The 25,617-nt window shown below is 69.5% G+C and carries 19 protein-coding genes; 9 read left to right on the top strand and 10 right to left on the bottom strand.

All coding sequences use genetic code 11. From position 1 onward, the window contains the following. Window positions 1-305: 305 nt before the first annotated feature. Both D1781_RS17675 and D1781_RS16950 read left to right on the top strand, forming a co-directional pair. Window positions 306-1,304, top strand: a complete 999-nt coding sequence (locus tag D1781_RS17675; protein WP_158590152.1) for a glycosyltransferase — start codon at window positions 306-308, stop codon at window positions 1,302-1,304. A 512-nt stretch (window positions 1,305-1,816) separates the two neighbouring features. Next, window positions 1,817-2,719 (top strand): polysaccharide biosynthesis protein, encoded by a 903-nt coding sequence (locus tag D1781_RS16950; protein WP_147392136.1) that lies wholly within the window; start codon window positions 1,817-1,819, stop codon window positions 2,717-2,719. Between the two features lie 91 nt (window positions 2,720-2,810). Here the strand turns inward: D1781_RS16950 and D1781_RS16945 are convergent, their stop codons facing one another. The 6 genes from D1781_RS16945 to D1781_RS16920 all read right to left on the bottom strand — a co-directional run bounded on the left by D1781_RS16945 (window position 2,811) and on the right by D1781_RS16920 (window position 11,524). Next, window positions 2,811-4,043 carry a glycosyltransferase gene (locus D1781_RS16945; RefSeq protein ID WP_119483681.1) on the bottom strand — a complete coding sequence of 411 codons (1,233 nt, stop codon included), beginning with the start codon at window positions 4,041-4,043 and terminating at the stop codon, window positions 2,811-2,813. A gap of 123 nt (window positions 4,044-4,166) precedes the next feature. Next, complete coding sequence (locus D1781_RS16940; RefSeq protein ID WP_119483680.1) at window positions 4,167-5,228, bottom strand: glycosyltransferase family 4 protein; 1,062 nt, start codon at window positions 5,226-5,228, stop codon at window positions 4,167-4,169. Between the two features lie 109 nt (window positions 5,229-5,337). Next, a complete protein-coding gene (locus D1781_RS16935) occupies window positions 5,338-6,885 on the bottom strand; it encodes an O-antigen ligase family protein (RefSeq protein WP_119483679.1) in 1,548 nt (515 codons plus the stop codon). A gap of 243 nt (window positions 6,886-7,128) precedes the next feature. Next, a complete protein-coding gene (locus D1781_RS16930; protein WP_158590151.1) occupies window positions 7,129-8,598 on the bottom strand; it encodes a sugar transferase in 1,470 nt (489 codons plus the stop codon). A gap of 105 nt (window positions 8,599-8,703) precedes the next feature. Then, window positions 8,704-9,210 carry a VanZ family protein gene (locus D1781_RS16925; protein WP_158590150.1) on the bottom strand — a complete coding sequence of 169 codons (507 nt, stop codon included), beginning with the start codon at window positions 9,208-9,210 and terminating at the stop codon, window positions 8,704-8,706. A 139-nt stretch (window positions 9,211-9,349) separates the two neighbouring features. Further along, entirely contained in the window at window positions 9,350-11,524 is a 2,175-nt protein-coding gene (locus D1781_RS16920; RefSeq protein WP_267899810.1) for an acyltransferase family protein, read from the bottom strand. A gap of 99 nt (window positions 11,525-11,623) precedes the next feature. On the opposite strand from D1781_RS16920, the gene rfbA reads away from it, so the two are divergent. The 5 genes from rfbA to D1781_RS16890 all read left to right on the top strand — a co-directional run bounded on the left by rfbA (window position 11,624) and on the right by D1781_RS16890 (window position 18,202). Next, window positions 11,624-12,499, top strand: a complete 876-nt coding sequence (gene rfbA / locus D1781_RS16915; RefSeq protein WP_119483675.1) for a glucose-1-phosphate thymidylyltransferase RfbA — start codon at window positions 11,624-11,626, stop codon at window positions 12,497-12,499. Beyond that, window positions 12,496-13,494 (top strand): dTDP-glucose 4,6-dehydratase, encoded by a 999-nt coding sequence (gene rfbB, locus D1781_RS16910; protein ID WP_119483674.1) that lies wholly within the window; start codon window positions 12,496-12,498, stop codon window positions 13,492-13,494. Before rfbA ends, rfbB begins: the two co-directional genes overlap by 4 nt. Next, window positions 13,494-14,888 carry a sugar nucleotide-binding protein gene (locus tag D1781_RS16905; RefSeq protein WP_119483673.1) on the top strand — a complete coding sequence of 465 codons (1,395 nt, stop codon included), beginning with the start codon at window positions 13,494-13,496 and terminating at the stop codon, window positions 14,886-14,888. The genes rfbB and D1781_RS16905 overlap by 1 nt, the downstream gene beginning before the upstream one ends. Window positions 14,889-15,204: 316 nt before the next feature. Next, the gene (locus D1781_RS16895) at window positions 15,205-16,629 is read left to right on the top strand and encodes a right-handed parallel beta-helix repeat-containing protein (protein WP_147392135.1); all 1,425 of its coding nucleotides are present in this window, start codon (window positions 15,205-15,207) and stop codon (window positions 16,627-16,629) included. Window positions 16,630-16,657: 28 nt separating this feature from the next. After that, complete coding sequence (locus D1781_RS16890) at window positions 16,658-18,202, top strand: right-handed parallel beta-helix repeat-containing protein (protein ID WP_119483670.1); 1,545 nt, start codon at window positions 16,658-16,660, stop codon at window positions 18,200-18,202. Between the two features lie 54 nt (window positions 18,203-18,256). Here D1781_RS16890 and D1781_RS16885 read toward each other — a convergent pair whose 3' ends face one another. Continuing rightward, window positions 18,257-20,317 (bottom strand): fibronectin type III domain-containing protein, encoded by a 2,061-nt coding sequence (locus D1781_RS16885; RefSeq protein WP_147392134.1) that lies wholly within the window; start codon window positions 20,315-20,317, stop codon window positions 18,257-18,259. A 240-nt stretch (window positions 20,318-20,557) separates the two neighbouring features. Between D1781_RS16885 and D1781_RS16875 the strand changes: the two genes are divergently transcribed. Continuing rightward, window positions 20,558-20,764: a CopG family transcriptional regulator gene (locus D1781_RS16875; RefSeq protein ID WP_119483667.1), complete on the top strand. Its 207-nt coding sequence runs from the start codon at window positions 20,558-20,560 to the stop codon at window positions 20,762-20,764. Between the two features lie 5 nt (window positions 20,765-20,769). Here the strand turns inward: D1781_RS16875 and D1781_RS16870 are convergent, their stop codons facing one another. Next, window positions 20,770-21,195, bottom strand: coding sequence for a DUF6630 family protein (locus D1781_RS16870; protein ID WP_119483666.1), 426 nt, complete (start codon window positions 21,193-21,195; stop codon window positions 20,770-20,772). Between the two features lie 93 nt (window positions 21,196-21,288). Here D1781_RS16870 and D1781_RS16865 point away from each other — a divergent pair, with 93 nt between their 5' ends. Further along, a complete protein-coding gene (locus tag D1781_RS16865; protein ID WP_119483665.1) occupies window positions 21,289-21,708 on the top strand; it encodes a type II toxin-antitoxin system death-on-curing family toxin in 420 nt (139 codons plus the stop codon). Window positions 21,709-21,715: 7 nt separating this feature from the next. On the opposite strand, the gene D1781_RS16860 is transcribed toward D1781_RS16865, so the two are convergent. Together D1781_RS16860 and D1781_RS16855 are read right to left on the bottom strand one after the other, a co-directional pair. Next, window positions 21,716-23,632 carry a glycosyltransferase family 2 protein gene (locus D1781_RS16860; protein ID WP_119483664.1) on the bottom strand — a complete coding sequence of 639 codons (1,917 nt, stop codon included), beginning with the start codon at window positions 23,630-23,632 and terminating at the stop codon, window positions 21,716-21,718. 2 nt (window positions 23,633-23,634) lie between these two features. Next, a complete protein-coding gene (locus D1781_RS16855) occupies window positions 23,635-25,557 on the bottom strand; it encodes a glycosyltransferase family 2 protein (protein ID WP_147392133.1) in 1,923 nt (640 codons plus the stop codon). Between the last annotated feature and the right edge of the window lie 60 nt (window positions 25,558-25,617).

The following is a 25,617-nucleotide window of genomic DNA, read 5'->3' as shown; positions in this document are numbered from 1 at the left end:
GACGAGCAGCGCCGTGGGGATCTCGGTTGCCCAGCCATGCCTCGACTCGGATGGATTCTGCGTCGCGTGTCGTGTCGTGCACCCCCCGACCGGGGGGCTCCGTCACAATCGCCCGAAACGATCGCGGAGCGTCAGCCGGACTGACCGGTCGACCGCACCCACTCGGTCCTGCCCTAGGTCCCGAGAGCGGCTCGGGAGCGCCTGGCGCGCCTGCGACCCGGGAGGGCGAACGCGACCGTCCCGTGCCGTCGACCCGTCGAACGACCGCTCGGACGAGACAACCTGAATCACTGGAAAGGACCTCCATGTCGAACGACATGCACGGCCGGCAGAGCCGCGGCTCGACCGCACTCGCGGTCGTCGTCGCCTACAACCGCGCGGACCTGCTGGCTCGAGTCCTCGCTTCACTCCAGTCGCAGTCTGCGGGGCGAGTCGATGTACTCGTCGTCGACAACGCTTCGTCCGACGACACCGCGGCCGTCGCCGCCGCGAGCGGTGCGATGGTCTTCAACCCGGGCGAGAACCTGGGCGGGGCCGGCGGCTTCGCCTGGGGCGTCGAGATCGCCATCGCGCTGGGGTACGACTACGCCTATCTCATGGACGACGACGCGATCCCGGAACCGGACGCGGTGGCTACCATCCTTCGCGCAGCACGTGAGGACCCGACCAAGGCATTCTTCGCCTCTGTCCCGATCGACGAGTCCGGCAGGCATGATGGCGTGGCAGGGGCACCGACACCGAGCAGCTCGTTCAAACAGCAGCTTCCCGCTGCTCTGCAGGGCAACGTCGCCGTGTCGAGCGCGGCGTTTCTCGGTCTGCTGCTGAATCTGAGCGTCGCTCGCCGGGCTGCACTGCCGTACACCGAGTTCTTCATCTGGTGCGACGATGTCGAGTACACGTCAAGGCTTGCGAGTGAGCACGGCGCCATCTGCTGCACCGACAGCCGAATCGTGCACCTCAGCCCCGAGATGCAGTCGCTGGCCCATGGCGGTTCCCTGGGTTGGAAGTACTTCTATCAGGTGCGCAACCAGCTCTGGCTCTACCGATGGGGGCTCCGACCCATCGGTCGCATCGCTCGCACGCAAGCCCTCGCGACTTCGCTTCGAGCGATCCGATCGGAGTTCCGATCGCAAGGCCTGTCCTTCTCACTCCTCCGAACGACGGCGCGAGCAGTGACGGAGGGCGTGCTCCGCCGACCGGCGCCGCGGCGACCGGGATCGCTGCTCGCCGAGAATGAGCACGCCCGGGGCTGGCTCGACCAGCAGCGCAGCCGCGTCGATCACGACCTCGTCGCCCAGCCCTGACCAAACCGACGCGGTCCGTCGCCCCGCAGTCCCCCGCCCACGAGACGAGATGAATGAGCATGAGCATGCCTGCACGACCGCGCCCGCCGCACAGGCCGCGATTGAAGCACGCGCGTGCGCTCGGCGGGTTCACGGGGATCACCGTCGCGCTGCTCCTGACCTCCTTGGTCTCGGTCCCCGCGCTCATCCTCTTCCTCGGATCGGCGGCCTGGGCCGACCTGCTCGTCATCCAGTCCACGGCGGGGATCGGCGCGGTCCTCGTCCTGTTCGGTTGGGGCGTCACCGGACCCGCGAGGGTCGCGGCGATGGACCGAACAAACCTTCCCGAGGAGTTCCGCGACTCGCTCGTGATCCGTGCTGTCCTGGTCGTGGCTGCCGCTCCGGTCGTCGCACTCACCGCCATCGTCAGCAGCAGACTGAGCCCGGTTGACGCGATCCTCGGCAGCGTCGCCTACCTGCTTCCGTCGCTCGGCGCGAGCTGGCTCTTCATCGGGGTCGGAAGCGCTCGACTCATGTTCCTGTTCGACGTCGCGCCACGGATCGCAGCAAATCTTGTCGGACTCGCCGTGGCGGGCCTGACCCACTCGGTCACGCTCTACCTCGCCATCCAGCTGGTCGGCGGCGTCGTCCTCGTCGTCTGCTCCGCCTCGGTCGTGCGCAAGCGGTTCGGGAGACCGGACAGGACATCGGTCTCCAGATTGGCGACCACGCTCCGCTACCAATCCTCGGGCGTGCTCTCCGCGATCGCCGGATCGGCATACACCAACATCCCAATCGTCTTCGTCGGAGCGGTCGGCGGTGCTCGGCGGGATGAGGTCCTGTTCGCGTTCCGAATCCTCCGAATCGCCATCACCGGCATCACCCCGCTCACGCAGTTCCTGCAGGGGTGGGTCCCACGCCGCGACAGCGACGTGGTGCAGCAGCTGAAACGCCTCCGGATCGCGCTGCGTCTCGCGGCGGCGACCGCACTGGTGATGACGCTCGGGCTCGCGTCACTCCTCCCCGCGGTGTCGTCCCTCGTCACTGATGGGCAGATCTTCGTCTCGTTCGACGTCAGCGCGGCGATCGCCATCGCGGTGGGTGCCATCGCGGCGAGCCAGATCACGGGTCTCGTCTGCCTCGTCGGCCTGGGCCGTGAACGAGCCGTCGCCGTGAGCACGACGGCGGGCGCGATCGCAGGTGTGGCGCTGATGCTCGCGTTCAACGCGTTCGCCGCCGCGGCGGGCGTGGCGTGGTCGGTCGCCGTCGCCGAGACGGTGGTGCTGGTCGTCCAGTGCGCGGCGCTCCGCAGGGCGATGCATTCCCTCGAGCAGTCGGCCATGAGGGCAGCCGCCACGCCTGGCTCTCGCCGGCCCGTGGAGCCACTCGCACCCGCGTCCCCCGGGAAGAGGGACACCGCCTCTCGCGTGAGCTGAGCAGAGCTCGGCCCGCTCGTCTGCACGAGCGTCTCGGCGCGTCGCCCGACCTGCGCGTGGCCGGTCGGGCGGAAGGACTGACGGCGCGCCGTCAGTGCCCGCTCTCGCCCGCCTGATCGACGACTGCTCGCCACTCGTCCAGAACCCTCGACAAGTCGTACTCGAGCGCATGCCGGCGCGCTGCGGCGCCCAGCTCATGGCGCATCCTCGAGTCCCGCATCAGCGTGCGCAGTGCTTCCGCGAGCGCTCGCTCGTCCCCTACACGGACGAGGAGGCCATCCTCGCCGTCGCGGATCTGCTCGCGCACGCCCGGCGAGCTGTCGGTGGCGATTGTCGGAACTTCCACGCTCGCCGCCTCAGCGATGACCAGCGGCCACCCCTCGAAGTTCGAGGTGAGCAGGCCGATCGAGGTCGTCGACCACGCGCTGATGGGGTCGTCGGTGACGCCCGCGAACACCACCGATGACTGCACCCGCAACCGCCGGGCCAGCTGTTCGAGACGCTGCCGCTCCGGCCCGTCGCCGTAGAGCACGAGTCGCCAGTCGGCGAAGTCGCCGACGACACGCGCCCAGGCGCGCAGTGCGAGGTCGCCTCGCTTCACGTCCGTCATCCGTGCCAGCCAGGAGACGCTGCGCTCGCGAGGGCCCGCGTGGTTCGCCCCACTGATCCGCGGCCCGGGATTGTGGACCGTGGCGACTCGCTCGAACCCGTCGTGACGGAACGCACGAGCGTCCTCGTCCGTCAGGGCGATGAAGGACTCCGCGGCGCTCGCCGCCCGCCTGTACGCCCCTCTCGTGCCGCGGCTGAGCGAAGCGAAGCTGTTGTGGTGCATCACGAAGTAGGGCAGGTCGACGCGACCCCGCCGCTTCAGCTCTGCGACGTGCGAGCCGGTGTAGACGTCGGTGCAGACGATCACCGCTCGCCGGCCACCGAGCTCCTGCGCGAACTCGGCGATCAGACCGCTCAACCGATCGAGGGCAGTCGGCGAGACGTCGCTGAGGAAGGCTGACGGCGGACGCCATCCGCGGAGCGCCCAGTCTCCGGCGGTCCTCGCGATCCGCATCGTGCGAGCGGTGACAGGGCGGCGTCGGGATGTGGGCAGGTCCATGTGCGGCGCGGTCGGCTCGAGGTACTCGGTCCGGATCTCAGGGTTCCAGCTGTGCCGAACAGGCGCGTGAGGGGGCGCCTTCCCGATCACCCGGATGATCCGCCCCTCCTGGGCCATGCCGTTCGCGATCCGGTTGAGCCAGACCTCGCCTCCGCCCAGAGCGTCGAACGTCGGCGCGTAGAACAGCACGGCGGCCTGGTCGTCAACGTCGACCACGTCGGGTCCTCCTCAGTGAGCTCGAGTCGGGGAAGAGGAACGCGAATGGTTCCGACCCGACGAACTGCCGATCGCGGGACCGCGCTCCTGTCGCGGGCGGCACGCGACGACGCTTCCGCTCCGTCACGCGTCTGTCTCGACGATCACGCGGTTCAGTTCCGCCGCTGACCTGCCCCAGTCGAACCTCGCCGAGTTCTCTCGACCCAGTGCGATGAGCCGCGATCGCAGCTCCGGGTGAGCGAGCACTCGCTCGATCTGCTGCGTCAGGTCATCCGGATCGCTGGGATCGAAGTAGAGCGCGGCGTCTCGGAGCACTTCGCGGTGGACGTCGATCTGCGAAGCGATCACCGGAGCACCTGCCCGCTGCGCCTCCAGGGGAGGTATGTCGAAACCTTCGTAGAGCGACGGCGCGACGAAGCAGCTCGCGCCGCGGTACAACGCCTCCAGGTCCGCGTCGGATACCCGTCCTGTGAATACGCACCTGTCTCCGAGGCGCGCTGCTTCCCGCATCAGGATCGGATCAGGGGACCCCACGAGCACCAGCCGCAACGTCGTGCGCTCAAGAAGGCGACCGACGGCCTCGATGGTCACTCCAGCGTTGCGGTGCCGGCCTGCACGCCCGAAAGCGAGGACGTAGGGCGTCGCGCCGGCGATCGCGGAGGACCCCGGTCCGGTGCGCGGGTCGGATCGATGATCCACCGCGTTGTGGACGACCGCTGTCCTCGACTCCGGAAGCCCGTAGAACGCACGGATCTCCGCGGCGGCGGCATCGCTGACCGTCAGCACGCGATGACTGCGCCGCACGACCCCGACGGCTGCGATCACTCGGAACTGCAGCCGGAACCGAAGAGAGAAGTTGTCGCCGAAACGCATCGGGAGGAGATCATGCAGCGTCGAGATCTGGTGCCGGTACACGAGCGGCGCTCGATTGCCGAGGTTGACGAGCAGCGGGCTTCCGGCTCTTCGCAGCCGTGCAGGAAGGTCACACTGCTCCCACTTAAAGGCATTGCCGGAACCGAAAGCCTCGACTCGGATGTTCGCCCTCCGCAGCGTACGAGCACCGGGCGGCGTCAACACGACGACGTCGTCGCGCAGCTCTCCGAGTCCGACGACGAGCTGTTCGGCGAAGCGCTGCACTCCTGTGGGCTCCTCGGTGAGGAACCGCCCGTTCACGTACACGGCCATGGCCACTCACCTCCGTTCCCCGCGAGATCGGCCGCGTCGACCGTCGGACCCCGTCTGAGCAGCTGGAAGCAGCCCGGCCGCGCCACACTCGTCCGGCGTGTCGAGACTCTCACATCAAAGGCTGTCGCGGCGTCGTGCCGGCCTGCCGCTCCAGGTCCACCACGCGGACACCGGCCACGAGCAGCCCGAGCGCCACCCAGACCTTGATGTCGAAGAAGTACGAGGTCAGCATCCCTCCGACGAGCAGCACGGAGAGCCACGCCGCGACCAACGGGTACGTGAAGAAGCGCCGGCGGCGCACGCCGGCAACGGCGACCCCCCCGATGACCGCCATCTCCATCAGCAGGAGCGGGATCCCTCCGTCAGCGAGCGCCTGCAGCCAGATGTTGTTCGCGACGACCTGCGCCCCCTGGTTCGCGATCGCGCCGGGTGCGTCGCGCTGGAGCACGGGTCCGAGGTTGCCCGGGCCGACACCGAAGACGGGCGATCGACCCACCGTCGCCAGCACCGCCTTGTAGAGCTCGAGACGCGGCGAGTTGGAACTCTGCTCGTTTGGGTCGAATGCCTGAAGCGGCTCGCCGACGCCGGTCTCGGGCGCGGCCGACTCGCTCGGCGCGGGCGCGGGCGTGGCCGCGGCCGGCGACGTGCTGGTCTCCGACGGCTGCGTCGTCTCGGTCGCCGGGGAGCGAAATCGATCCGTCGGGATCGACGCGTTCGAGGTCTGGCCCCCCGCAGTGCTGATCTGCGCGATCAGCACTGGGACCGCGAGCGCCACGACGGTGGCGCAGACGAGGACGATCGCGCCGCGCGCGATGAGCCTTCGGTACGACGAGAATGCGAGCAACAGCAGCCCGCCGACGGCGACCACCATGAGCGGAGCGGCTCGGACATTGATGAGGTAGAGCACCGCTCCGAAGACGCCGAGCGTCGGCCAACTCACCTCTCCCCCGAGCATCCTCCGTCGTGCGACGACCGCGCCGAGGACCAGAATGACGAAGTAGGAGAAGTACGCTGGCTCGTAGCTGAACGAGCTGATCCGGCCGAGCCCGGTCCCGATGCTTACCCCGCTGTACTCGATGCCTTGCGGCAGGCCCGCGTAGAACGCGATCAGCTGGTACACACCGAACGCGGCAGCGACTGCTGCTCCGAGACTGAGCCATGAGATGGCCCAGAGCAGATCACGCCTGGTGCGAAGGACGAGCAGGAGCGCTACGAACGGCAGGACCGCGCCCGACAGCACAGCCGCCAACTGCGCCGAGGCGGCAAGCGGGGACGTGGTGAAGACGCCTCGGACAGCGAGGTAGAGGACGATCGCCGCCGTCAGCACGACGGTGTAGCGCTGGAAGGCCCTCTGCAGGACGAGACGAATCGGGTGCCGTACCGCGACGACGAGAGCGATCGCGGCGATGCTGAACAGGAGCGACGGAAGCTTGAGGTTGTAACCGAGAGCCTCGACGTTCAGAAATCGATCCCACGACTCGGTCATCAGACCGAGAGCGACCGCGACGACCGCCGCGCGCGCCACTGCCCGCCTCCACCCTCCGTCGCGCTTTTCGACGGCCGGCCACGTGAGCAGTTCCGCGCGGATCCATCTCGTCACCGCACGGCCGTCAGCGTCGCGCGGACCCGAGGTCCGCGGTTCAGCCAGCTTCGTCATGCGTGATCCTTCGGCGAGTACGAGAACACTCCGGGGGACGGTACGTGTCCCCCGGACCGGGGTGAACCATATCCGCGGCGCGCCGGACGACAGGGCGTCGGATCCGACCCTCGGCGCAGGCCGCGCGTGCTGCGCGTCATGGGCTCGTCGGCGGGCGGTCCATGCCGGCGCATCCGTGCCTCGCCCTCGCGCCGTCGAGCGGAGTCTGACGTGTCGACGAATTCCGAGGACTATCCGGGACCGTCAGCGCGCGCCCTGCGACTGCAGCACCGTCTTGACCGTCCACAGCAGGATCACGAAGTCGTCGAGCAGCGACCAGTTCTCCGCGTAATAGAGGTCGAGCCGGACCGTGTCCTCCCACGAGAGGTCGCTGCGACCGCTCACCTGCCACAGCCCGGTGATCCCCGGCTTCACCAGCAGTCGCCGCCCGGCCGCGTTGTCGTAGAGGGCGACCTCCTCGGCCCGCTGCGGACGCGGACCGACGATGCTCATCTCCCCCTTGACGACGTTGAAGAACTGTGGGAGCTCGTCGAGGGAGTACTTGCGGATGAATGCACCGAACCGCGTGATCCGAGGATCGTTCTCGACCTTGAAGAGCGGCTTGTCGGCGGTTCCCTGCTCCCGAAGCAGGTCCGCGAGCTCGGCGTCCGCACCAATCCGCATCGACCGGAACTTGAGGACCTCGAACGCCTTGCCGTTCAGGCCGATCCGTTGCTGCCGGAAGAGCACGGGACCGGGGGACGTCAGCTTCACACCGATGGCGGTCCCGATCATGAGCGGCGACGTCAGGATGATCGCGATCCAGGCAAGCCCGAAGTCGAGCACCGACTTGGCGATCTTCTTGCCGCCGTCGTACGACGGGGAGTCCACGTACATCAGCGGCAGCCCGCCGACCGGACGGGTGTGGATGCGCGTACCGGCCACCTCGGTGATCGCCGGCGCGACCATGAGGTCGACACCGGTGGACTCGAGCCGCCACCCGATCCGCCGCACCGCCTCCGGCGGCAGCTCCTCCGACCCGGCCAGTGCGACCGCGTGCACTCGCTCGCGGCGCGCGACGCTCCCGACGTCCTCGAACGATCCGAGCCGGTCGACGGGGATCTCCGTCGAGTCCCGCATCGCGCGCTGCGGGAGGCAGGCGCCGACGATCTCGAAGCCGAGGTACTTCCGTCGCGTGAACTCTTCGTGGAGGTGCTCCACCGAGCTCGGTGCGCCGACCAGCAGCACCCGGATGAGGTACCGGCCGAGGCGACGCTGGCGACGGAGCCACTGCCGCCACGCCCAGCGGGAGACGATGAGCAGCAGGACCCCGACGGGGAAGGCGGTCAGGATGAACCCGCGCGCCGGCGCGAACTGGAGCAGCAGCGCGACGATCGCGACGAGGCCGAACAGCCGGAAGCTCGCGCCCCCGACCCGGCTGTACTCGGCGAAGCCCGAGCCGATGACCCTCGGGCTGCGCGTGCCGAACACCTTGAGGAAGAGCATCCAGAGGACAAACAGCGCGACGGTCAGCGCCGAGTAGGGGACGCTGAGCGGCAGCGTTGTCGAGACGTACTCCGGCGTCGCATCGATCCCGAGCCAGACGCTCTGCGTCCCCAGCAGGGTGGCCGCCAGCAGCACGGCGTCGGAGACGACGAGCCGGCGCTGGAACGCCTTCTCCCAGGTCGGGTTGGTCCGGCGGATCGGCAGGCCGATCGGTTGCTCGTCCCGCACCCGCCGAGGCACTCGCGCACGCGTGCGCTCCGCGGCGAATCGTGGTCGCTCAGTGGTCACAGCCACCTGGCCCCCTCTGTCGGACTGATCGGACCGACATAGGTTCTATTTGTGAACGGGTAACCCGTTCGAGGCACGCCGACCTTCTGCAACATCGCGGATCACCAGGACGTCCCGGTGCAGGATCAGCATCCGGACGGCGACGGCGACCAAACAACCGATGACCGCTCCCGTGGTGTTCGCGACCACGTCCTGGGCGCTCGAGACCCGCCCGGGCAGGAAGAGCCCCTGCGCCGTCTCGACGGCGACCGACAGGAGCGCTCCCCCCGCAATCGCGAGCCACCAGAACCGGTACGGGAAGAGCAGTCCAAGCAGGAACCCGAATGGGACGAAGAACACGACGTTGGCGCTGAACTCGATGAACCCGTAGTCGACGAACGCCGGGACACCCTTCGACCAGAGCTTCTGCAGCAGGCGCTCGATATAGGGGTCGAGCCCCTGATCGACGGTGGTCGGCCAAAGCGTGACCAGAAGGACGACGAGCACGTAGAGGACGGTGAGCGTCGCGACGAACCGCACGCGGAACGCGCCAGCGCGCGTCGCCAAAGCCACGACAGTCGATATTAGGTGCGCCCTGCGGCTCCTGCCGGCGCTCGACCCGAGAACACGGGACGGGCTCCGGACGGACGTGCTCTCGTGCCCCTCAAGCGAAGTTCGCCTTGGATCGACAGCTCACTGACGTGGCGACGATCTAGGCCGCGTCACCGACCGCCCGCTGCACCGCCTCACGGAGGAGCGGGGCGAGTTGCCGAGACCCTGCGTCCGTCAGGTGCATCCCGTCAGCAAGAGTGACGACGTCCGCGACGAACGACGGACACACACCTTCGCTGCTGCAGAACCAGGGGAGCGTCGACGGATATGAGGCTGAGGGCAGTCCAGCGAGGCGAGCGCCCGCGTGCTGCGCATCCGCAGCCCTTTTCCAGTTCTCCGGCACGCCGGTCACACAGTCCTGAGGGGTGGTCAGACCGGTTTTGCACGACTGCGGCGAGGCCTCGATCGGCGGAGCGTCAAGCACGAGAAGCCGATGCGCCACCCCCTCGAGCCGCTTCACCGTCGAGGTGGTGCGCGAAGTCCACTCCGCAGCGGCGGCCAGGTCGCGAGATCCACTCGCCAGTCGATCGAGGGAAAGGTACGAGCTGACCATCACGACCAGCTCGGGTCGCTCCCGCTTCATCCGCTGCAACGCCCATTCGCGGTACTCATCGCATTGCGGGTACGGCGACCCGTCTCCCTGCGTCACACCGACCATCACAGCGGGGCACTGCCCGCTCGTAAGCACCTTGATGCGCCATCCTCGTCCGGCGAGCGCAGCGCGGATTCCCGGAACGTAGCTGAGCGCGACGGAGTCGCCGTAAACGATCACGGTACGCCGCGCTTCAGGCTCGCCGTACACGCAGCGGGAAGCGGTCGCCTCGGGCCCGAACGCGTTCAGACATCCGTCGCGCGTCCATTCCGGCACGCGAGCGCCCTCGCCCAGCTGTTGGTCGTCCGGCGTGAGCCTCGGCCAGGACGTCGCGCGCAGCGCTTCAGTGATCAGACGTCCCCTAGTCGCGCCCGCTGGTGTCGGCTGCTCGTCGAAGTACCCAGCGGTCGACACGGAGACCGCGACTGGTCGGGATCGAGTCTCCACGAGGGCGGTCACGATGAGCGAACTCGCCGCGATACCACCGACGACTGCGATCACCGACCGGCGCGAGGGCCGTGGGAAGCGGGGGCGGTGCCACGAGCCGGTCCGGAAGGGGACCTCGACCAGTCGGTAGGACAGCACGGACAGCAGCAGGACCAGCAGGAGCTCGACCCCGTGCACGAGCAGCCCAGGGGCCGGGTGCAGCGCCTGGACGAACACTGCGACCGGGAAGTGCCACAGGTAGATCGAGTACGAGATCGCGCCGATGCTCTGCGCGAGCCCGTTCGTGAGGGGCCACACCTGGGTGTCGCTACCGCCCGCGCCCGCCGCGATGACGACGGCGGTGCCGAGGACGGGCACAAGCGCCCACGGGAACGGGAACGGCGAGTCCGGAGTCGCGACGACGACTCCTCCGATGATCATGGCGAATCCGCACCATGCCAGCCACGGACGGAGCACCGCCGGAAGCCTGACCAGCAAAGGCGCCGCAAAAGCGAGACCGGCTCCTGCGAGCAGCTCCCATCCCCGGGTGAGGGTTGAGAAGTACGCGCTCAGGGGGTGAGCCGCCGTCTCCGCCGCGGCCCATACAAGGCTCGCGACCCCGATCGTCGTCAGCACTGCGACCGGGACCGCCCGCAGACGAGGCCGCCGCGCGAGCACGAGGGCTCCGAGCAGGAGCGCCGGCCAGATCAGATAGAATTGCTCCTCGACCGCGAGCGACCAGTAGTGCTGGACGGCCGAGGGCGCATCGGTCGCGTGAAGATAGTCTGCGCCGACCCCGATGAGCTGCCAGTTGCTCCAGAACGCTCCGGCGCTGACAGCGGCCGGCCATAGCTGCGCGAAGCCGTAGACCGAAAGCACGAACGATCCAGCGATCAGTGTGAAGAGCAGGACGACCCACGCGACGGGCAACGTGCGCTTGATCCGGCGCTTGTAGAACCGCGGGAGGTCGATCCGTCCCGTCTTCGAGTACTCCCTCAGCAGAAGCCCTGTGATGAGGAAGCCGCTGATCACGAAGAAGATGTCGACACCGAGGTATCCGCCCGACGGCCTTTCGAACAGGTGGTCGCCCAGGACAGCGATCACCGCGACGGCCCGGAGGCCTTGGACGTCCCGTCTCCTCCCTCCCGAGTCGTGCCGCTGACGCGGACTTGGGCTCGGCAGGGAGCCGTTCCCAAGAGATGGGGTTCCGTCGACGACGCCCGCCTCGATCGTGGGCGCGGGAGCGGTGAGTGTCACCCGAACAGGGTCCAAAATGGTCCGCCGAAACCAGCGTTGCCACGCCGAGTCGCGTCGACTGGTCCCCGTCGAACACCCGCTTCCGGAATGATGGCTTCAATGCGTGGCATCATCCTCGCCGGTGGTTCCGGCACCCGGCTGCACCCGATCACGATGGGGATCTCGAAGCAGCTGGTCCCGGTGTACGACAAGCCGATGATCTACTACCCGCTGTCGACCCTGATGCTGGCGGGGATCGACGAAGTGCTGGTGATCACGACCCCGCACGACGCGGACCAGTTCCAGCGGCTGCTGGGCGACGGGTCCCAGTTCGGGATCTCGATCTCCTACGCGGTGCAGGCGGAGCCGAACGGGCTCGCGCAGGCGTTCGTGATCGGCGGCGACTTCATCGGCGACGACTCCGTCGCGCTCGTGCTCGGCGACAACATCTTCTACGGCGACGGGCTCGGCACCCAGCTGCGCCGCTACCGCGACCTCGACGGCGGCGCGATCTTCGCCTACTGGGTCGGCGACCCCACCGCCTACGGCGTCGTCGAGTTCGACGCCGACGGGAAGGCGATCTCCCTCGAGGAGAAGCCGCAGGCCCCGAAGAGCAACTACGCCGTGCCGGGCCTCTACTTCTACGACAACGACGTCAAGGCCATCGCCCGCGACCTCGCCCCGTCCCCGCGCGGCGAGTACGAGATCACCGATGTCAACAAGGCCTACCTCGAGTCCGGGAAGCTGCAGGTCGAGGTCCTCCGCCGCGGCACCGCCTGGCTCGACACCGGCACCCACGACTCGCTCCACGACGCGGGCGAGTACGTCCGCACCATCGAGCGCCGGCAGGGCCTGAAGATCGGCTCCCCCGAGGAGGTCGCCTGGCGCCTCGGGTTCCTCGACGACGACGGCCTCCGGACCCGCGCCGAGCGGCTCACCAAGTCCGGGTACGGCCAGTACCTCCTCGCACTCCTCGAAAGGGGCAAGCAGGCATGAAGCTGCTCGTCACCGGCGGCGCCGGGTTCATCGGCTCCAACTTCGTCCACCACGTGCTCGACACGACGGACCACTCGGTCGTCGTGCTCGACAAGCTCACCTACGCCGGAAATCGCGCCTCGCTCGACGGCCTGCCCGCCGAGCGGTTCGAGCTCGTCGTCGGCGACATCGCCGATGCTGCGCTCGTCGACCGGCTGGTCGGTGACGTCGACGCCGTCGTGCACTACGCGGCCGAGTCGCACAACGACAACTCCCTGCACGACCCCCGGCCGTTCCTCGACACGAACATCATCGGCACCTACACGCTGATCGAGGCCGCCCGGAAGCACGGGACGCGGTTCCACCACATCTCCACCGACGAGGTCTACGGGGACCTCGAGCTCGACGACCCGAACCGGTTCACCGAGCAGACGCCCTACAACCCGTCGAGCCCGTACTCCTCGACCAAGGCCGGCAGCGACCTCCTCGTCCGCGCATGGGTCCGGTCCTTCGGCCTGCAGGCGACGATCTCGAACTGCTCGAACAACTACGGGCCCTACCAGCACGTCGAGAAGTTCATCCCCAGGCAGATCACCAACGTGCTCGACGGCGTCCGCCCGAAGCTCTACGGCGCGGGCCAGAACGTCCGCGACTGGATCCACGCGAACGACCACTCGAGCGCCGTCCTGACGATCCTCGACACGGGCGTGATCGGCGAGACCTACCTCATCGGCGCCGACGGCGAGCAGGACAACAGATCGGTCGTCGAGACGATCCTCGAGCTCATGGGGCAGCCCCGCGACGCCTACGACCACGTCACCGACCGCGCCGGCCACGACCTCCGCTACGCCATCGACTCCACCAAGCTCCGCACCGAGCTCGGCTGGCAGCCCGCCTTCCGCGACTTCCGCACGGGACTCGAGGACACCGTCGCCTGGTACCGCGACCACCAGGACTGGTGGCGGCCGCAGAAAGCCGCGACCGAAGCCCGCTACCAGCAACAGGGCCAGGCCTGATGCCGCTGGAGCACGGCAAGGAGCTGTCCGTCACGGAGACCTCGATCCCGGGGCTCCTTCTCGTCGACCTCCCAGTCCCCGGCGACAACCGGGGCTGGTTCAAGGAGAACTGGCAGCGCGAGAAGCTGCTCGCGCTCGGCCTGCCCGACCTCGGCCCGGTGCAGAACAACATCTCCTTCAACGACGCCGTCGGGACCACGCGCGGCATCCACGCCGAGCCGTGGGACAAGTACGTCTCCGTCGCGACCGGCCGGATCTTCGGCGCCTGGGTCGACCTCCGGGAGGGCCCGACCTTCGGCGCGGTCTTCACCGCCGAGCTCGACCCGTCCCGCGCGATCCTCGTGCCCCGCGGCGTGGGCAACAGCTACCAGACGCTCGAGCCGGACACCGCCTACGCGTACCTCGTCAACGACCACTGGTCCCCCGACGCCGAGTACACGTTCCTGAACCTCCGCGACGAGACGGCCGCGATCGACTGGCCGATCCCGCTCGACTCGGTCGAGATCTCGGCGAAGGACCAGGCGCACCCGCGGCTCGCCGACGTCGTGCCGATGAAGCCGAGGAAGACCCTCGTGCTCGGCGGGCACGGGCAGCTCGGACGGGCCCTCCGTTCGGTGTTCCCCGACGCCGAGTTCACGACGCGGGCCGACTTCGACCTGACCGACCCCGCCGCGTGGGCGTCGAAGCACTGGAAGGACTACGGCGTCATCATCAACGCCGCGGCGTACACCGCCGTCGACCAGGCGGAGACGCCTGAGGGACGCCGCTCCGCATGGGCGGTCAACGTGAGCGCGGTCGCCGAGATGGCGAAGGTCGCGACCGCGAATGGCATCACCTTGATCCACGTCTCCAGCGACTACGTCTTCGACGGCACGGCCGAGGTGCACGTGGAGGACGAGCCGTTCTCACCGCTCGGGGTTTACGGGCAGACGAAGGCCGCGGGGGACGCGATCGTCTCGGCCGTGCCGCGCCACTACATCCTGCGGACGAGCTGGGTCATCGGCGACGGGAACAACTTCGTCCGGACGATGGCCTCGCTCGCGGCTCGCGCGATCGACCCCTCCGTGGTCGACGACCAGCTGGGTCGGCTGACGTTCGCGGAGGACATCGCCTCCGCCATCGCGCACCTGCTCCGGGTCGATGCGACCGCCGGGACGTACAACCTGTCATCGGCCGGCGATGAGGGCTCGTGGGCGGACGTCGCTCGGGCGGTGTTCGCCCTGGTCGGCGCCGATCCAGATCGCGTGCGCGGCGTGACGACGGACGCGTACTTCGCCGACCGACCGGACACCGCTCCTCGGCCGAAGCGATCGACTCTGGATCTCTCGAAGGTCGCCGCAACCGGGTTCCGGCTAGACGACTGGACGTCAGGACTGGCCGCCTACCTCGCCTGAGCGCGTCGGCTCGTGTTGTCCCCGAGGCGACTCGCGCGTCCAGCCGCCACCCCGAACGGGGTTGTGCGCGGACTGGATCGGGGGCCGAGGATGAACGATCCAGGGTGCGCGGCGCGTCCGACCCGGCTTCCGCCGCGCGTCCAGCAGGCTGCTGCGCGCCCACCCGGCCAGACCGATCTCGGGAGACATCATCATCCGCCTCCGCACGACCGCCCTGATCGCCGCCGTCGCGGCCGCCCTAATCGGCGGCTCGGCCGCGCCGGCCACCGCCGCGCCGACCGACTCCGTCGCCGCAGCGGCCGCGACAACATATTTCGTGAACTGCGCCGAGAAGAAGAACGGACTCGGCACGCAGCAGTCGCCGTGGGCCTCGCTCTCGGCCGTCAACACCCACGTCCGCTTCACCGCAGGCGACGTGATCCGGTTCAAGAAGGGCACCACCTGCAAGGGGAAGTTGACCCCCAAGGGGTCGGGGGCTGCCGGGGCGCCGATCACCCTCGGCTCGTACGGCTCTGGCGCGAAGCCGACCATCGCGGGTGGCGGCACCGGCATGGAGACCGCGACGCTCACGCTGAAGAACCAGGCGTACTGGACGGTGCAGGACCTGCATGTAACCAACCGGACCAAGGCCTCGACCGCATCGGTGTTCCGCTCCGGGGTGCTCCTGCTCAACGACAACGGCGGCTACCTCGCCGGAGTGACGCTCCAGCGACTGACCGTCGACAACGTGACGAGCAAGCTGCTGTACCAGAACAAGCACGACGCCCGGGACTGGGGCGGCATCTCGGTGCACACGGTGCGCCGTGGGGGCGGCGACGGCTACACGGGCCTCCGCATCCTGAACAACGTCGTGAGCGGCGTCGGGCGGACCGGGATCGTCACCTCGAACCGCGAGTACCCGAACGGCCTCGACCTCGGCCTGCGCATCGCAGGTAACACCGTGTCGAAGTCGCGCGGCGACGGCATCATCATGCGTGGCGCTCGGAACGCCTCGATCGACCACAACACCGTCAAGAACAGTTCCAACATGTGGCCCTGCCCCGGGTGCATGAAGGTCCGCGGCATGGGCGCGAACGCGGGCATTTGGCCGACGTGGAGCAGCGACTCGGTCATCGAGAAGAACAACGTCTACGGGACGCACGTCGGCCATGGCGACGGCGAGGGCATCGACCTCGACATCATGGCCGAGCGCATCACGGTCCAGTACAACTGGATCCACGACAACGACGGCGGCGGCGTGCTCTTCTGCGGCTCCAAGGCGTCAAGCGTGCGGTTCAACATCTTCGAGAACAACAAGAAGTCCGCGATCGCGTTCATCGGTTCCGTGCCGGCGAAGGACTCGAGCGTGTACAACAACACGTTCTACGCAGCCAAGTCCGCGAAGGCGGGCAACGTCAGGACCTTCAACGGCCTGCACGGCAGCGGCATCGCGTTCTTCAACAATTTGATCTACAACTACGGCAATGCGAACTGGACCTTCCCCGCCAAGGTCTCGTTCCGCTCGAACACCATCCTGGGCGTCCGCGGACGCGGCGAGCCGAAGGGGACCGGAACGAGCCGAACCGACCCGAAGCTGAAGCACCCGGGTGTCGGCGGGACGGCCTTCTCGACCCTCGGCGGCTATAAGCCGAAGAACGCGTCCAAGATGCCGAAGGGCGTCGCGGTCCCGTCGTCCGTGAAGGTCGACTTCTTCGGCAAGAAGGTCGACCCGAAGAGGCCGACGCGCGGCGCCGCCGGCTGACGCCGCCGGTCAACGGATCGAGTCCCTCATGACGCTCCGCCATGCCCTGATCGCCGCCACGTCGGTCGCCCTCATCGGCGCCGTGCTCATACCGACCGCGGCCGAGGCCGCACCGACGAAGTACTACGTCGACTGCTCCGCGAAGACGGCGGGCACCGGCAGCGTCGCGCATCCCTGGAACCGCCTCGCGCAGGTCAACGATCACGGCGACTTCTCGCCGGGCGACACGATCTCCCTCCGCAGAGGCACGACCTGCCACGGGCGGCTGCACCCCGCCGGCAGCGGCACCGCGGGAGCGCCGATCACCCTCGGCGCCTATGGGCCGAAGAAGGCGAAGCCGACCGTCGCGGGCGGCGGGACGCCGAACTACACGGGAGCCGTGCAGCTGCGGAACCAGCCGTACTGGACGATCCAGGACCTGCGGATCACGAACACGCGCGGCGGGCGCTCCACGCAGGTGTACCGGTCCGGGGTGTCGGTCTGGAACCAGGACGGCGGCGAGATCCGCGGCGTGGTCATCCAGCGGCTCGACGTCCAGGACGTCGCGAGCGCGCCCAACGAGAAGGCGGGCAGCTCCAGGGAATGGGGCGGGATCACCGTCTCCTCAGGCGGCGTGATCGGCGACTCCTTCCCCGGGCTCGTCATTCGCGACAACCGGGTCGACCGCGTCGGCAGGTCCGGCATCGCCGTCATGAACTGGGAGTTCCCGACCACCTTCAACCAGGGGGTTCGCGTCACCGGGAACCGAGTCAGCTGGGCGCGAGGGGACGGCATCGTCGTCTTCGGAGCCCAGCACTCTCGGATCGACCACAACGTGGTCGCGCACGCCGCGGACGAGTGGCCCTGCCCGCTCTGCGATCCGATCAATCCGCTAACTGCCAACGCGGGCATCTGGCCGGCGCGCAGCTCGCACATCCGGATCGACCACAACGAGGTCTACGGCACGCACTGGCTGGGCGGCGACGGCGAGGCCTTCGACAGCGACCAGGACACGCACGACATCGTGTTCGAGTACAACTACGCGCACGACAACACGGGCGGCGGAATCCTCTTCTGCGGCTCGCGGTCGGTGACCGTGCGGTTCAACATCTTCGAGAACAACGACAAGGGCGCGTTCAACTTCATCGGCAACGTCCCCGCCGATGTCACCTCGATCTACAACAACACGATCTACGCGAAAAAGAACCTCAAGCAGACGAAGGTGATCCGCGCGTTCAACGTGGACAAGGGCCCTGAGGGCGGAACCGTCTCGTTCAAGAACAACGTCTACTACAACTACTCGACCTATCACGGCGGGTGGTGGCAGTGGAACACGTCGAAGGTCACGACGGCCGCGAACACGATCATCGGCGTGCACGGTCAGGGCCGGCCGCACGACAAGCGGACGAGCCGCAAGGATCCGCACCTCAGGAAGCCGGGCAGCGGCGGCATCGGGGTCGGCACCTTGGACGGCTACCGGCTGAAGAAGGGGAAGAAGGCGCAGCACGGCGTCGCGATCCCCGCCGGCGTCACCCGGGACTTCTTCGGGAAGCGCATCGACCCGAAGCACCCGCCGCGCGGCGCGGTCGGCTAGGCGCGAGCGCAGAAGCGGCTGGTCGGTTCGCCGACCAGCCGCTCCCGCGTGGACTCAGCGGGTCCGCGAGCTCCTGGAGGTCGACCACGATCCCCACCCGGCCCAGTTCCCGGCACGGACCGATACGGAGTAGCTCGTGTGCCGCTTGAGGTTCGCCATGAGCTTCGCGCGCAGCCGGTCGTCGACCTGGACGACCTTCACGGTCTTCCCTCGCAGCACGACCCGGACCTGATACTTCGACACGGGAAGAGCACCCGACGCCCCAGCGCCCTTCCACCTGACGCGGATGCTCGTCGTCTTCGCCGATGAGGCCGGCTTCGTGACCTTGCTCGGCTTCTTCGTCGGGGAGACGTTCGGGCCGCTCGCTCGAGTCTTGACGGTGTCGAGCGAGGAGGTCGTGCCAGCGCCGTTCCCGTTCTTCGCTGCGACGCCGATGCGATAGGTCGTCGAGCGGCTCAAGCCGCTCAGCGTCGCGAGTCGAGCCGTCCTGCCGACCGAGACGCGCTTGACCGACTTGGAGCCCTTGTACGCGGTGACGACGTAGCCGGAGACCTTGTCCGCGGTCGCGCCCTTGGGGGCGCTCCAACGAACGGCGACCTTCGAGGGTCCGAGAGCGATCGCGTCAGGAGTGCCGACCCGCTTGGGTCGCGATCCCGCGGCCGGCGGGGTCGAGGTCCCGGGCGTCGGCGTCGCCGTTGCTGTCGGCGTCGGCGTCGGCGTCGGCACTTCCACGACGCCGGTCGAGGTGTCGGGGTATCCCTTGAACCGGACCAGGCCCGTCTGCCTCGCCCCGTTCACCTGCTGAAACTCACCGCCGTAGAGGAGGTAGCCGGCGCCCTGCGTCACGCTCCAGGCGGCCTGGTAAGCGCCGGTGTAGGTACCGACGAGGAAGGTCGGATAAAAGTCCACGAGGCTCGGCGCCGGCATGCCGAAGAAGTCCTGGTAGCTGCCGGGGCCCTGCTGGGTGTTGTGCTGCAGCGTCTGGGTCGCCGACTGGCTGAAGCCAATGGCGCGATGAGCGTCAGAGGTCATCTCGCCGAAGCTGCCGAGCGTCGAGCAGTTGTGCGAGTGGCTCGCGACGTAGACGGCGTCGTCGAAGGGCACGCTCGAGTACGTGTCGCCATGGCAGTCCTCGAGCCATTGGATGGATCCGTCCGTCCAACGCATGGCGACCATCCCCTCGAGATTCGCGTCCTGCCACGACGTCGAGGTGGCCTGCCCGGTCGCGTAGACGATGTTCCCGAGCGTGGAGAGGCTGTAGATCGCGGAGCTAGCGTCTCCCGTGTCGGTCCACGTCGGACCGTTCACCACGCCACCGTTGTGGATCACCTTGCCCGCCGCCCAGGGCAGCGAACGGCCAGCACCCGTGTCTACGGCCGCCATTCCGCGTCCCGGAGCGGTCTGGCCGTTGGTGCTCGTGAAGCTGCCGCCGATGACCGCCTTGCTGCTGTCCGGGGACACGACGATCGCTCGTACGACGCCCCCCGCGGGCTGGGGAGCCCACGGCAGGACGTTGCCATTGAGATCGAATGCGGCAGCGCGACTTCTCGTCGCACCGGACACGGAGGTGAAGCCACCACCGACGTAGACCCGAGAGCCCTTCGCGGCGACGGCGATCGCTGTAGTGTTCAGCACCGGCGCGAAGGAGGGGATGACGGCTCCGGTCGCGGGGTCGAGTGCGACGATCCGGCTGCGCGAGGCGCCGTTCACGCTGGTGAAGTCGCCGACTGCGTAGAGCCGGCTGCCGTCCGGAGAAGCGGCGAGCCCGAGGACCTGGCCGTTCACCACGGGCGCGAATCCGGGGATCAGCTCGCCGGTGTCCACGTCGTAGGCGAGCAGGTTCGAGCGGGGCGTCTTCGGCCAGCTCGGGCGTGCGCCCGCCACCTGGGTCTGTGCGAACGATCCGCCCGCGTAGACCGTGTGACCGATGACAGTCTGTGTCCAGACCACGCCATCCACTTGGACGGTCGGCAGCGCCTCGGAGGAGACGGGCGTCGGAGCCTTCGTGTCCGCCACAGCCCTCGGGGCGCTGAAGGCGGTCAGTGCACCGACCACGAGAACGCCGGCGAGCGGAAGCGCGAGCGCGCGGGAGAACAAGGGACGGGTGAACCCCATGGGGAGGACCTCGCTTGGGTGGAGCGGGACAGCGGCTCGGGTAAGTCGCGTTCGGGTGAGGTCACAGTAGCCGCAGACCTCGCTCGGGGGAAGGCGAGCCGTACCCCGACGGTCCGGACTTGTACCCCGTGCCGGCTCGCCCCCCTCCCGATTTGGGCTGATCGCCGGAGCAGAAGCAGGGCTTCACGACACGCGACCGCGCCTTCCGCGAAACTTCGACCTCAACCGTAGGTTGAAGGCATGGCCATGACGCTCCGCCTCAGCCCCGCCGAGGACGAGACGCTCGCCCGGCTGGCGCGTCAGTTCCGCATGAGCAAGAACCAGGCGGCCGCTCAAGCGATCGAGCTCGTCGCTCCCAAGCGGAACCACACCGAGTTCGTCGAGCGCACGACGAAGCGCCTGCTCGCGCAGCACAGCGGCCTCCTCGAGCGCCTCGCCGAGGCCTGATCCCGCTAGCCGGGGACGATCTCGTGGCCGACGGCAGCCGCGAGTCCGATGATCTCGACCACCGACTCGGTGGGCACGACGGCGACCGGCCAGGCGTCGTCCTCCTCCACGAGCCGCACGACGCGCAGGTCCTCCGCCGCGAGGATCCGGTCGGCAGCGGTGGTGGCGGCTGCCAGGTCGTCGGTGTCGGTCACCTCGTCGAGGTCGGGCTGCGCGTCGAACACCCGCGGTAGCTGCGCGAGGGCGTCGGACAGCTCCATCCCGGTGTCGTCGGCCCGCAGGTAGGCGAGCGCGCCCGCCTCGTCGAGCCCGTCGAGCAGCGCCTCCCAGGGGTCCTCCCCCGCCTCGAGCGCGTCCTCGACGGCCTCCCGGACCGCCTCGTCGTCGTCGAGCAGCGCGCACAGCCGCTGCCACTCCCCCGCCGCGTCCATGCCCCGATCCTGCCCGAGCCCGCCGGTCGCTAACCTGGTGGCTCGCGCTCCTCGGGGCGCGCTCCTGTCCCCCGCCGGTCCGTCTGGAGTCGTGTGTCCGATCCGTACGCGTCCCGCGTCGCGCAGACGGAGTACCTGTCGATCGACGACGTCGTGCAGATCGTCGAGATGTTCAGCGAGGCGCCGCTGCGGGAGGCGGTCCGCGACCTCGGGCTGCTCATCGGGGCGGTCGACCGCCCGGCGCTCAAGTACCGCGGGATGGACGTCTACACGCCGCTCGCGATGAAGGCGGCCGCGTTCATGGAGAGCCTCGCGCGCAGCAACGCGCTCTTCGACGGCAACAAGCGCCTCGCCTGGCTGGCCACGAACGTCTTCCTCGAGCTGAACGGCAAGACCGTGCAGTTCAGCGAGAACGAGATCTTCTCCCTGCTCCGCGAGGTGCAGCAGGGCTACCTCGCGACGAACGAGCTGGCTCATCGGCTCCACACGCGGATGGCGCAAGCGCAGTCCTGACGGCGAGTCAGCGCCCGATCCGCCGCCGGAGCGACCCCAGCAGGCCCTGCGGGGGCGGCGGCGCCGAGCCCCCCTTCGGGACGATCGTGACGACGCCCTTCGCCACCTGGACCGGGCGCTTGCCGAAGAACGGGCGGTCGCCGATCCGGTAGGCGAGCTCGTAGGCGCCGTTCGGAACCCGCTCGCGCGTGCCGACCTCGAGCCGGGCGCCCGAGGCGTCGGTGATGAGGACGCCGGGCAGCTCGACGACCGCGCCGCCCTCGGCGGCGGTCAGCCGTACGGCCGCGGTGAGGGACGCCTCGCCGGTCACCGCGACGCGCGGCAGCGGCAGGGTCAGGCCCGCAGTGGTACCCGCGATGCGACCGGCCGGGGCGCCGCCGTCCGCGAGGACGTTGCGCAGGCCGCTCGAGAGGTCGAGCGCGAGGGCGCCCTTCTTCGATTTGTAGGCGACTCCGGGCCTCCCCCGCACCACCGCGGGCACGGCCGGGCCCTCGTAGCGGACCGAGCGTGCCCAGTAGTCGGCGGCGTCCCACTCGACGCCGGCGACGAGGTCGTGCACGCGGTCTGCGAGCGGTCGGCCGGCGGCCGCGAGCGCGGGGTCGAGCACGGCGGTGCCGTGCAGCACGGGAACGGGTCGGCCGTCGTCCTGCGCTTCCCACGCCGCGCGGTGCTCACCCGGCAGCAGCCAGGTGACGGCCTCGTCGCGGTCGCGGACCCCGATCCCGACGCGCAGGTCGTCGATCGTGTCCGTCACGTCGACGACGCCCTCGGGCAGCACGGCGCGGAGCTCGACAGGCAGCGCGCGGAGCACGCGCTCCCCCACCCGCTCGAACGCCGCCGGCGCGCCGTCCCGCGTGACCCAGTCGACGCGCACGTCGAGGTGCAGGGCGCCGTCCCGCCACTGCGCGCCGGTCGCGGTGACGACGGGCGCGGTGTCTGCGTCGACCTCGGCGAGCGCGCGCAGCAGGTCCGCGCGTCCGGTCCGCAGCAGCACGGCGCGCGCCCGGTCGAAGCCGGCGAGCGCGGCGTCGTGCGCCTCCGAGAAGAAGCGCTGCTGGGCCGCGGTCGCGCGATCGATCGCTGCGGCGACCGCCTCCGGATCCGCCTCGGGGTCGCGGAGGTGCTTGCCGAGGCGACCGAGCACGCGGCCCTGGTACTGGTGCAGCAGGGCGCTCCGGAGCGCCTCCGGGTCGGCCGCGAGCGTCTCCGTGATGAACGCGAGCAGGTCGTCGAGGCGGTCCCAGTACTCGGTGGTGAGCGGGCCGTAGCTCTTCGAGTTGTTCGTCCGGCTCGCGTGCCAGCGGTAGACGGGGGTGTCGGCGAGCACGGCGACACGCTCCGCGTGCCGCCAGGCGGCGACGTTGACGTAGACGTCCTCCCAGAGCCGCCGACGTCCCTCCGGGAACGCGATGCCGTGCTCGGCGAGGAAGGCGCGCCGGTAGAGCTTGTGCGGCACCATCGGCAGCAGCTGCGCGATCCCGCCGTCGCGCGTGATGTCGGCGACGTTCCCGCGCTGAAGGGTCTGGATGTTCCACCAGGGGTCGGTGGTCTTCGACTCCTTCGGGCTGACGACGTCGGCGCGCGTCTCGGCCGCGTAGTCGACCAGCCGCCGGAGGGCGTCCGGGTAGAGCGAGTCGTCGTGGTCCATGAAGAGCACGTGCTCGCCGGTCGCGAGCGCCGTGCCGACGTTGCGGGGGCGGCTCGGCCAGCCCGAGTTCTCGATCCGCTCGATCCGCCAGTTCGGCCGGGTCGCGGCGACGGCGCGGAGGCGGTCGGCGGTGTCGTCGGGCGAGCCGTCGTCGACGACGATCACCTCGAACACGTCCTGCGGCAGCGTCTGCGCGTCGAGGGAGGCGACGACGCGGTCGAAGCCCTCGCCGGGCGCGTACGCGGCGATGACGACCGAGACCTTCGGGCCGCCCATGGTCAGCGACCGAGCCGGCGTCGGAGGTACCGGTAGCCGCGGCCGCCCTGGAAGCGCAGCCAGGCCAGCGTCGCGCGGCGCGGGCGGAGGTGCGTGTCGTGGAGCACGAGCGCGCCGCCGCGGGTGACGCGGGCGGACCAGCGGGTGATCCGGTCGACGCCGTCGGGCGGGAGGAACGCGAGGCGGTAGCGGCCGGGCGAGACCTCGCCGCCGGCCTCGAGCCGCGCCCCGGCGCCGTCGGCGACGAGCACGCCGGCCACGACGGTGGAGGGCCCCTCCTTCGGCGCGAAGCGCACGCCGACGGGGATGCGGGCGTCCTGCCACGCCTGCACGCGCGGCAGCGGCAGGACGAAGCCACGGACGCCGCCGGGCACGCGGCCGCCGCGGACGCCGCCCTCGGCGATCACGGAGCGCGCCTTCCCGTTCAGGTCGATCGCGAGCGTGCCGACCTTGTTCGTGTACGCCGTGGCGACGACGCCCCCGGGCAGGGCCGGCATCGGCTTCACCCGGACGCGGATGCCCTGACTGCGCGCGGTGTCCGACCAGTGCACGATGCCGGACAGCTCCCACACCCCGGGCGTCAGCGGGCGGCCGCCGGCCGTGGTCGCGGGGTCGAGGCGGAGGCGTCCACGGGAGACGGGCGTGACCACGCCGGGCTCCACCTGCTCCCAGGTCGTCACCGCGCCCTCGACCCGGGCGTCCCAGGTGAGGTGGTCGGCGCGCGAGTGCGCGCCGACGCGCAGGATGAAGGTGTCGAGCGTGTCCGTGACGTCGTACGCGTCCTCCGGCAGCGCGGCGGCGATGTGCTCGGGGAGGTCGCGGTAGAGCCGGCCGTCGCGCTGCAGGACCCGCAGCGGCTTCCCGTTCGCCTGCACCCAACGGGCGACGACATCGGCCTCGAGCACGCCCTCGTTCCAGCGGACGCCGGAGGCGGTGAAGCGGCCCGCGACGGTCTGGTCGAGCCGCCAGAGCTCGCCGAGCAGGTCGATGCGCCCGATCCGCGTGAGCTCCGAGTGCGGGCGCGCGATGACGCCGAGCAGCGGCTCGAGCTCCCGCGGCACGTAGCGCTCCTGCACCTTCTGGGCCCGCGGCAGGGTGCGCAGCGTCCGCTCCTCGGGAGCCGTGCCGGCGAGCTTCGCGAACCGCTTGAGCGCGCGGCCCCGCCACTGGTGGAGGAACTCGTCCTGCCGCGCCCGGGCGAACGCCTCACCGTCGAGCGTGCGGTCGATGAAGTCGTAGAGCACGTCGAGGCGGTTCCAGAACTCCATGCCGCCGGGCCCGTAGGTGCTCGAGTTGTTCGCCTCGGTGAGGTGCCAGAGGTAGACGGGGGTGTCCGCGAGCAGGGACACGACCCGCGCGTGCCGCCACGCCTCGACGTTGAAGAAGATGTCCTCCCACAGCTGCCGCTTCCCCTCCGGGAACCGGATGCCGTGCTCCTCGAGGAACGCCTTCCGGTACAGCTTGTGCGGGATCATCGGCATCAGCTGGTGGATGTCGCCGGACGGGATCGCGTTCGCGACGTTGCCGTGCCGGAAGGGCATGGTGCCCCACCAGACGCTGCGGGTCTGCGACTCCTTCGCGCTCACGACGTCCGCGTGCGTCTCGGCCGCGTACTCGACGAGGCGGCGCAGCGCGTCCGGGTAGAGCGAGTCGTCGTGGTCCATGTAGAGGACGTAGGGGGCGCGGGCGAGGGCGGTGCCGACGTTCCGCGGTCGGCTCGGCCAGCCCGAGTTCTCGATCGTCTCCACCCGCATGTTCGGATGCGTCGCGGCGACGCGACGGAGGCGCTCGACGGTGTCGTCCGGGGAGCCGTCGTCGACGACGATGAGCTCGAACTCGTCCTGCGGCAGCGTCTGCGCGTCGAGGGAGTCGATGACCCGGTCGAAGCCGTCGCCCGGCCGGTAGGCCGCGACGATCACGGACACGCGTGGCTCCACGACACCTCCCGTCCCGTCCTGTCCCGCCCGAGTGACACGACAGGCTAT

The organism is Amnibacterium setariae (genome assembly GCF_003581425.1).
Lineage (GTDB): Bacteria > Actinomycetota > Actinomycetes > Actinomycetales > Microbacteriaceae > Amnibacterium > Amnibacterium setariae.
This window is presented reverse-complemented; position numbering and strand designations above follow the sequence as displayed.

Bases quoted from the DNA above. Each gene is read 5' to 3' on its own strand.
- D1781_RS17675 (WP_158590152.1), top strand. From the start codon at position 306: ATGTCGAACGACATGCACGGCCGGCAGAGCCGCGGCTCGACCGCACTC.
- D1781_RS16950 (WP_147392136.1), top strand. From the start codon at position 1,817: ATGTTCCTGTTCGACGTCGCGCCACGGATCGCAGCAAATCTTGTCGGA.
- D1781_RS16940 (WP_119483680.1), bottom strand. From the start codon at position 5,228: ATGGCCGTGTACGTGAACGGGCGGTTCCTCACCGAGGAGCCCACAGGA.
- D1781_RS16935 (WP_119483679.1), bottom strand. From the start codon at position 6,885: ATGACGAAGCTGGCTGAACCGCGGACCTCGGGTCCGCGCGACGCTGAC.
- rfbA (WP_119483675.1), top strand. From the start codon at position 11,624: ATGCGTGGCATCATCCTCGCCGGTGGTTCCGGCACCCGGCTGCACCCG.
- rfbB (WP_119483674.1), top strand. From the start codon at position 12,496: ATGAAGCTGCTCGTCACCGGCGGCGCCGGGTTCATCGGCTCCAACTTC.
- D1781_RS16905 (WP_119483673.1), top strand. From the start codon at position 13,494: ATGCCGCTGGAGCACGGCAAGGAGCTGTCCGTCACGGAGACCTCGATC.
- D1781_RS16890 (WP_119483670.1), top strand. From the start codon at position 16,658: ATGACGCTCCGCCATGCCCTGATCGCCGCCACGTCGGTCGCCCTCATC.
- D1781_RS16885 (WP_147392134.1), bottom strand. From the start codon at position 20,317: ATGGGGTTCACCCGTCCCTTGTTCTCCCGCGCGCTCGCGCTTCCGCTC.
- D1781_RS16875 (WP_119483667.1), top strand. From the start codon at position 20,558: ATGGCCATGACGCTCCGCCTCAGCCCCGCCGAGGACGAGACGCTCGCC.
- D1781_RS16870 (WP_119483666.1), bottom strand. From the start codon at position 21,195: ATGGACGCGGCGGGGGAGTGGCAGCGGCTGTGCGCGCTGCTCGACGAC.
- D1781_RS16860 (WP_119483664.1), bottom strand. From the start codon at position 23,632: ATGGGCGGCCCGAAGGTCTCGGTCGTCATCGCCGCGTACGCGCCCGGC.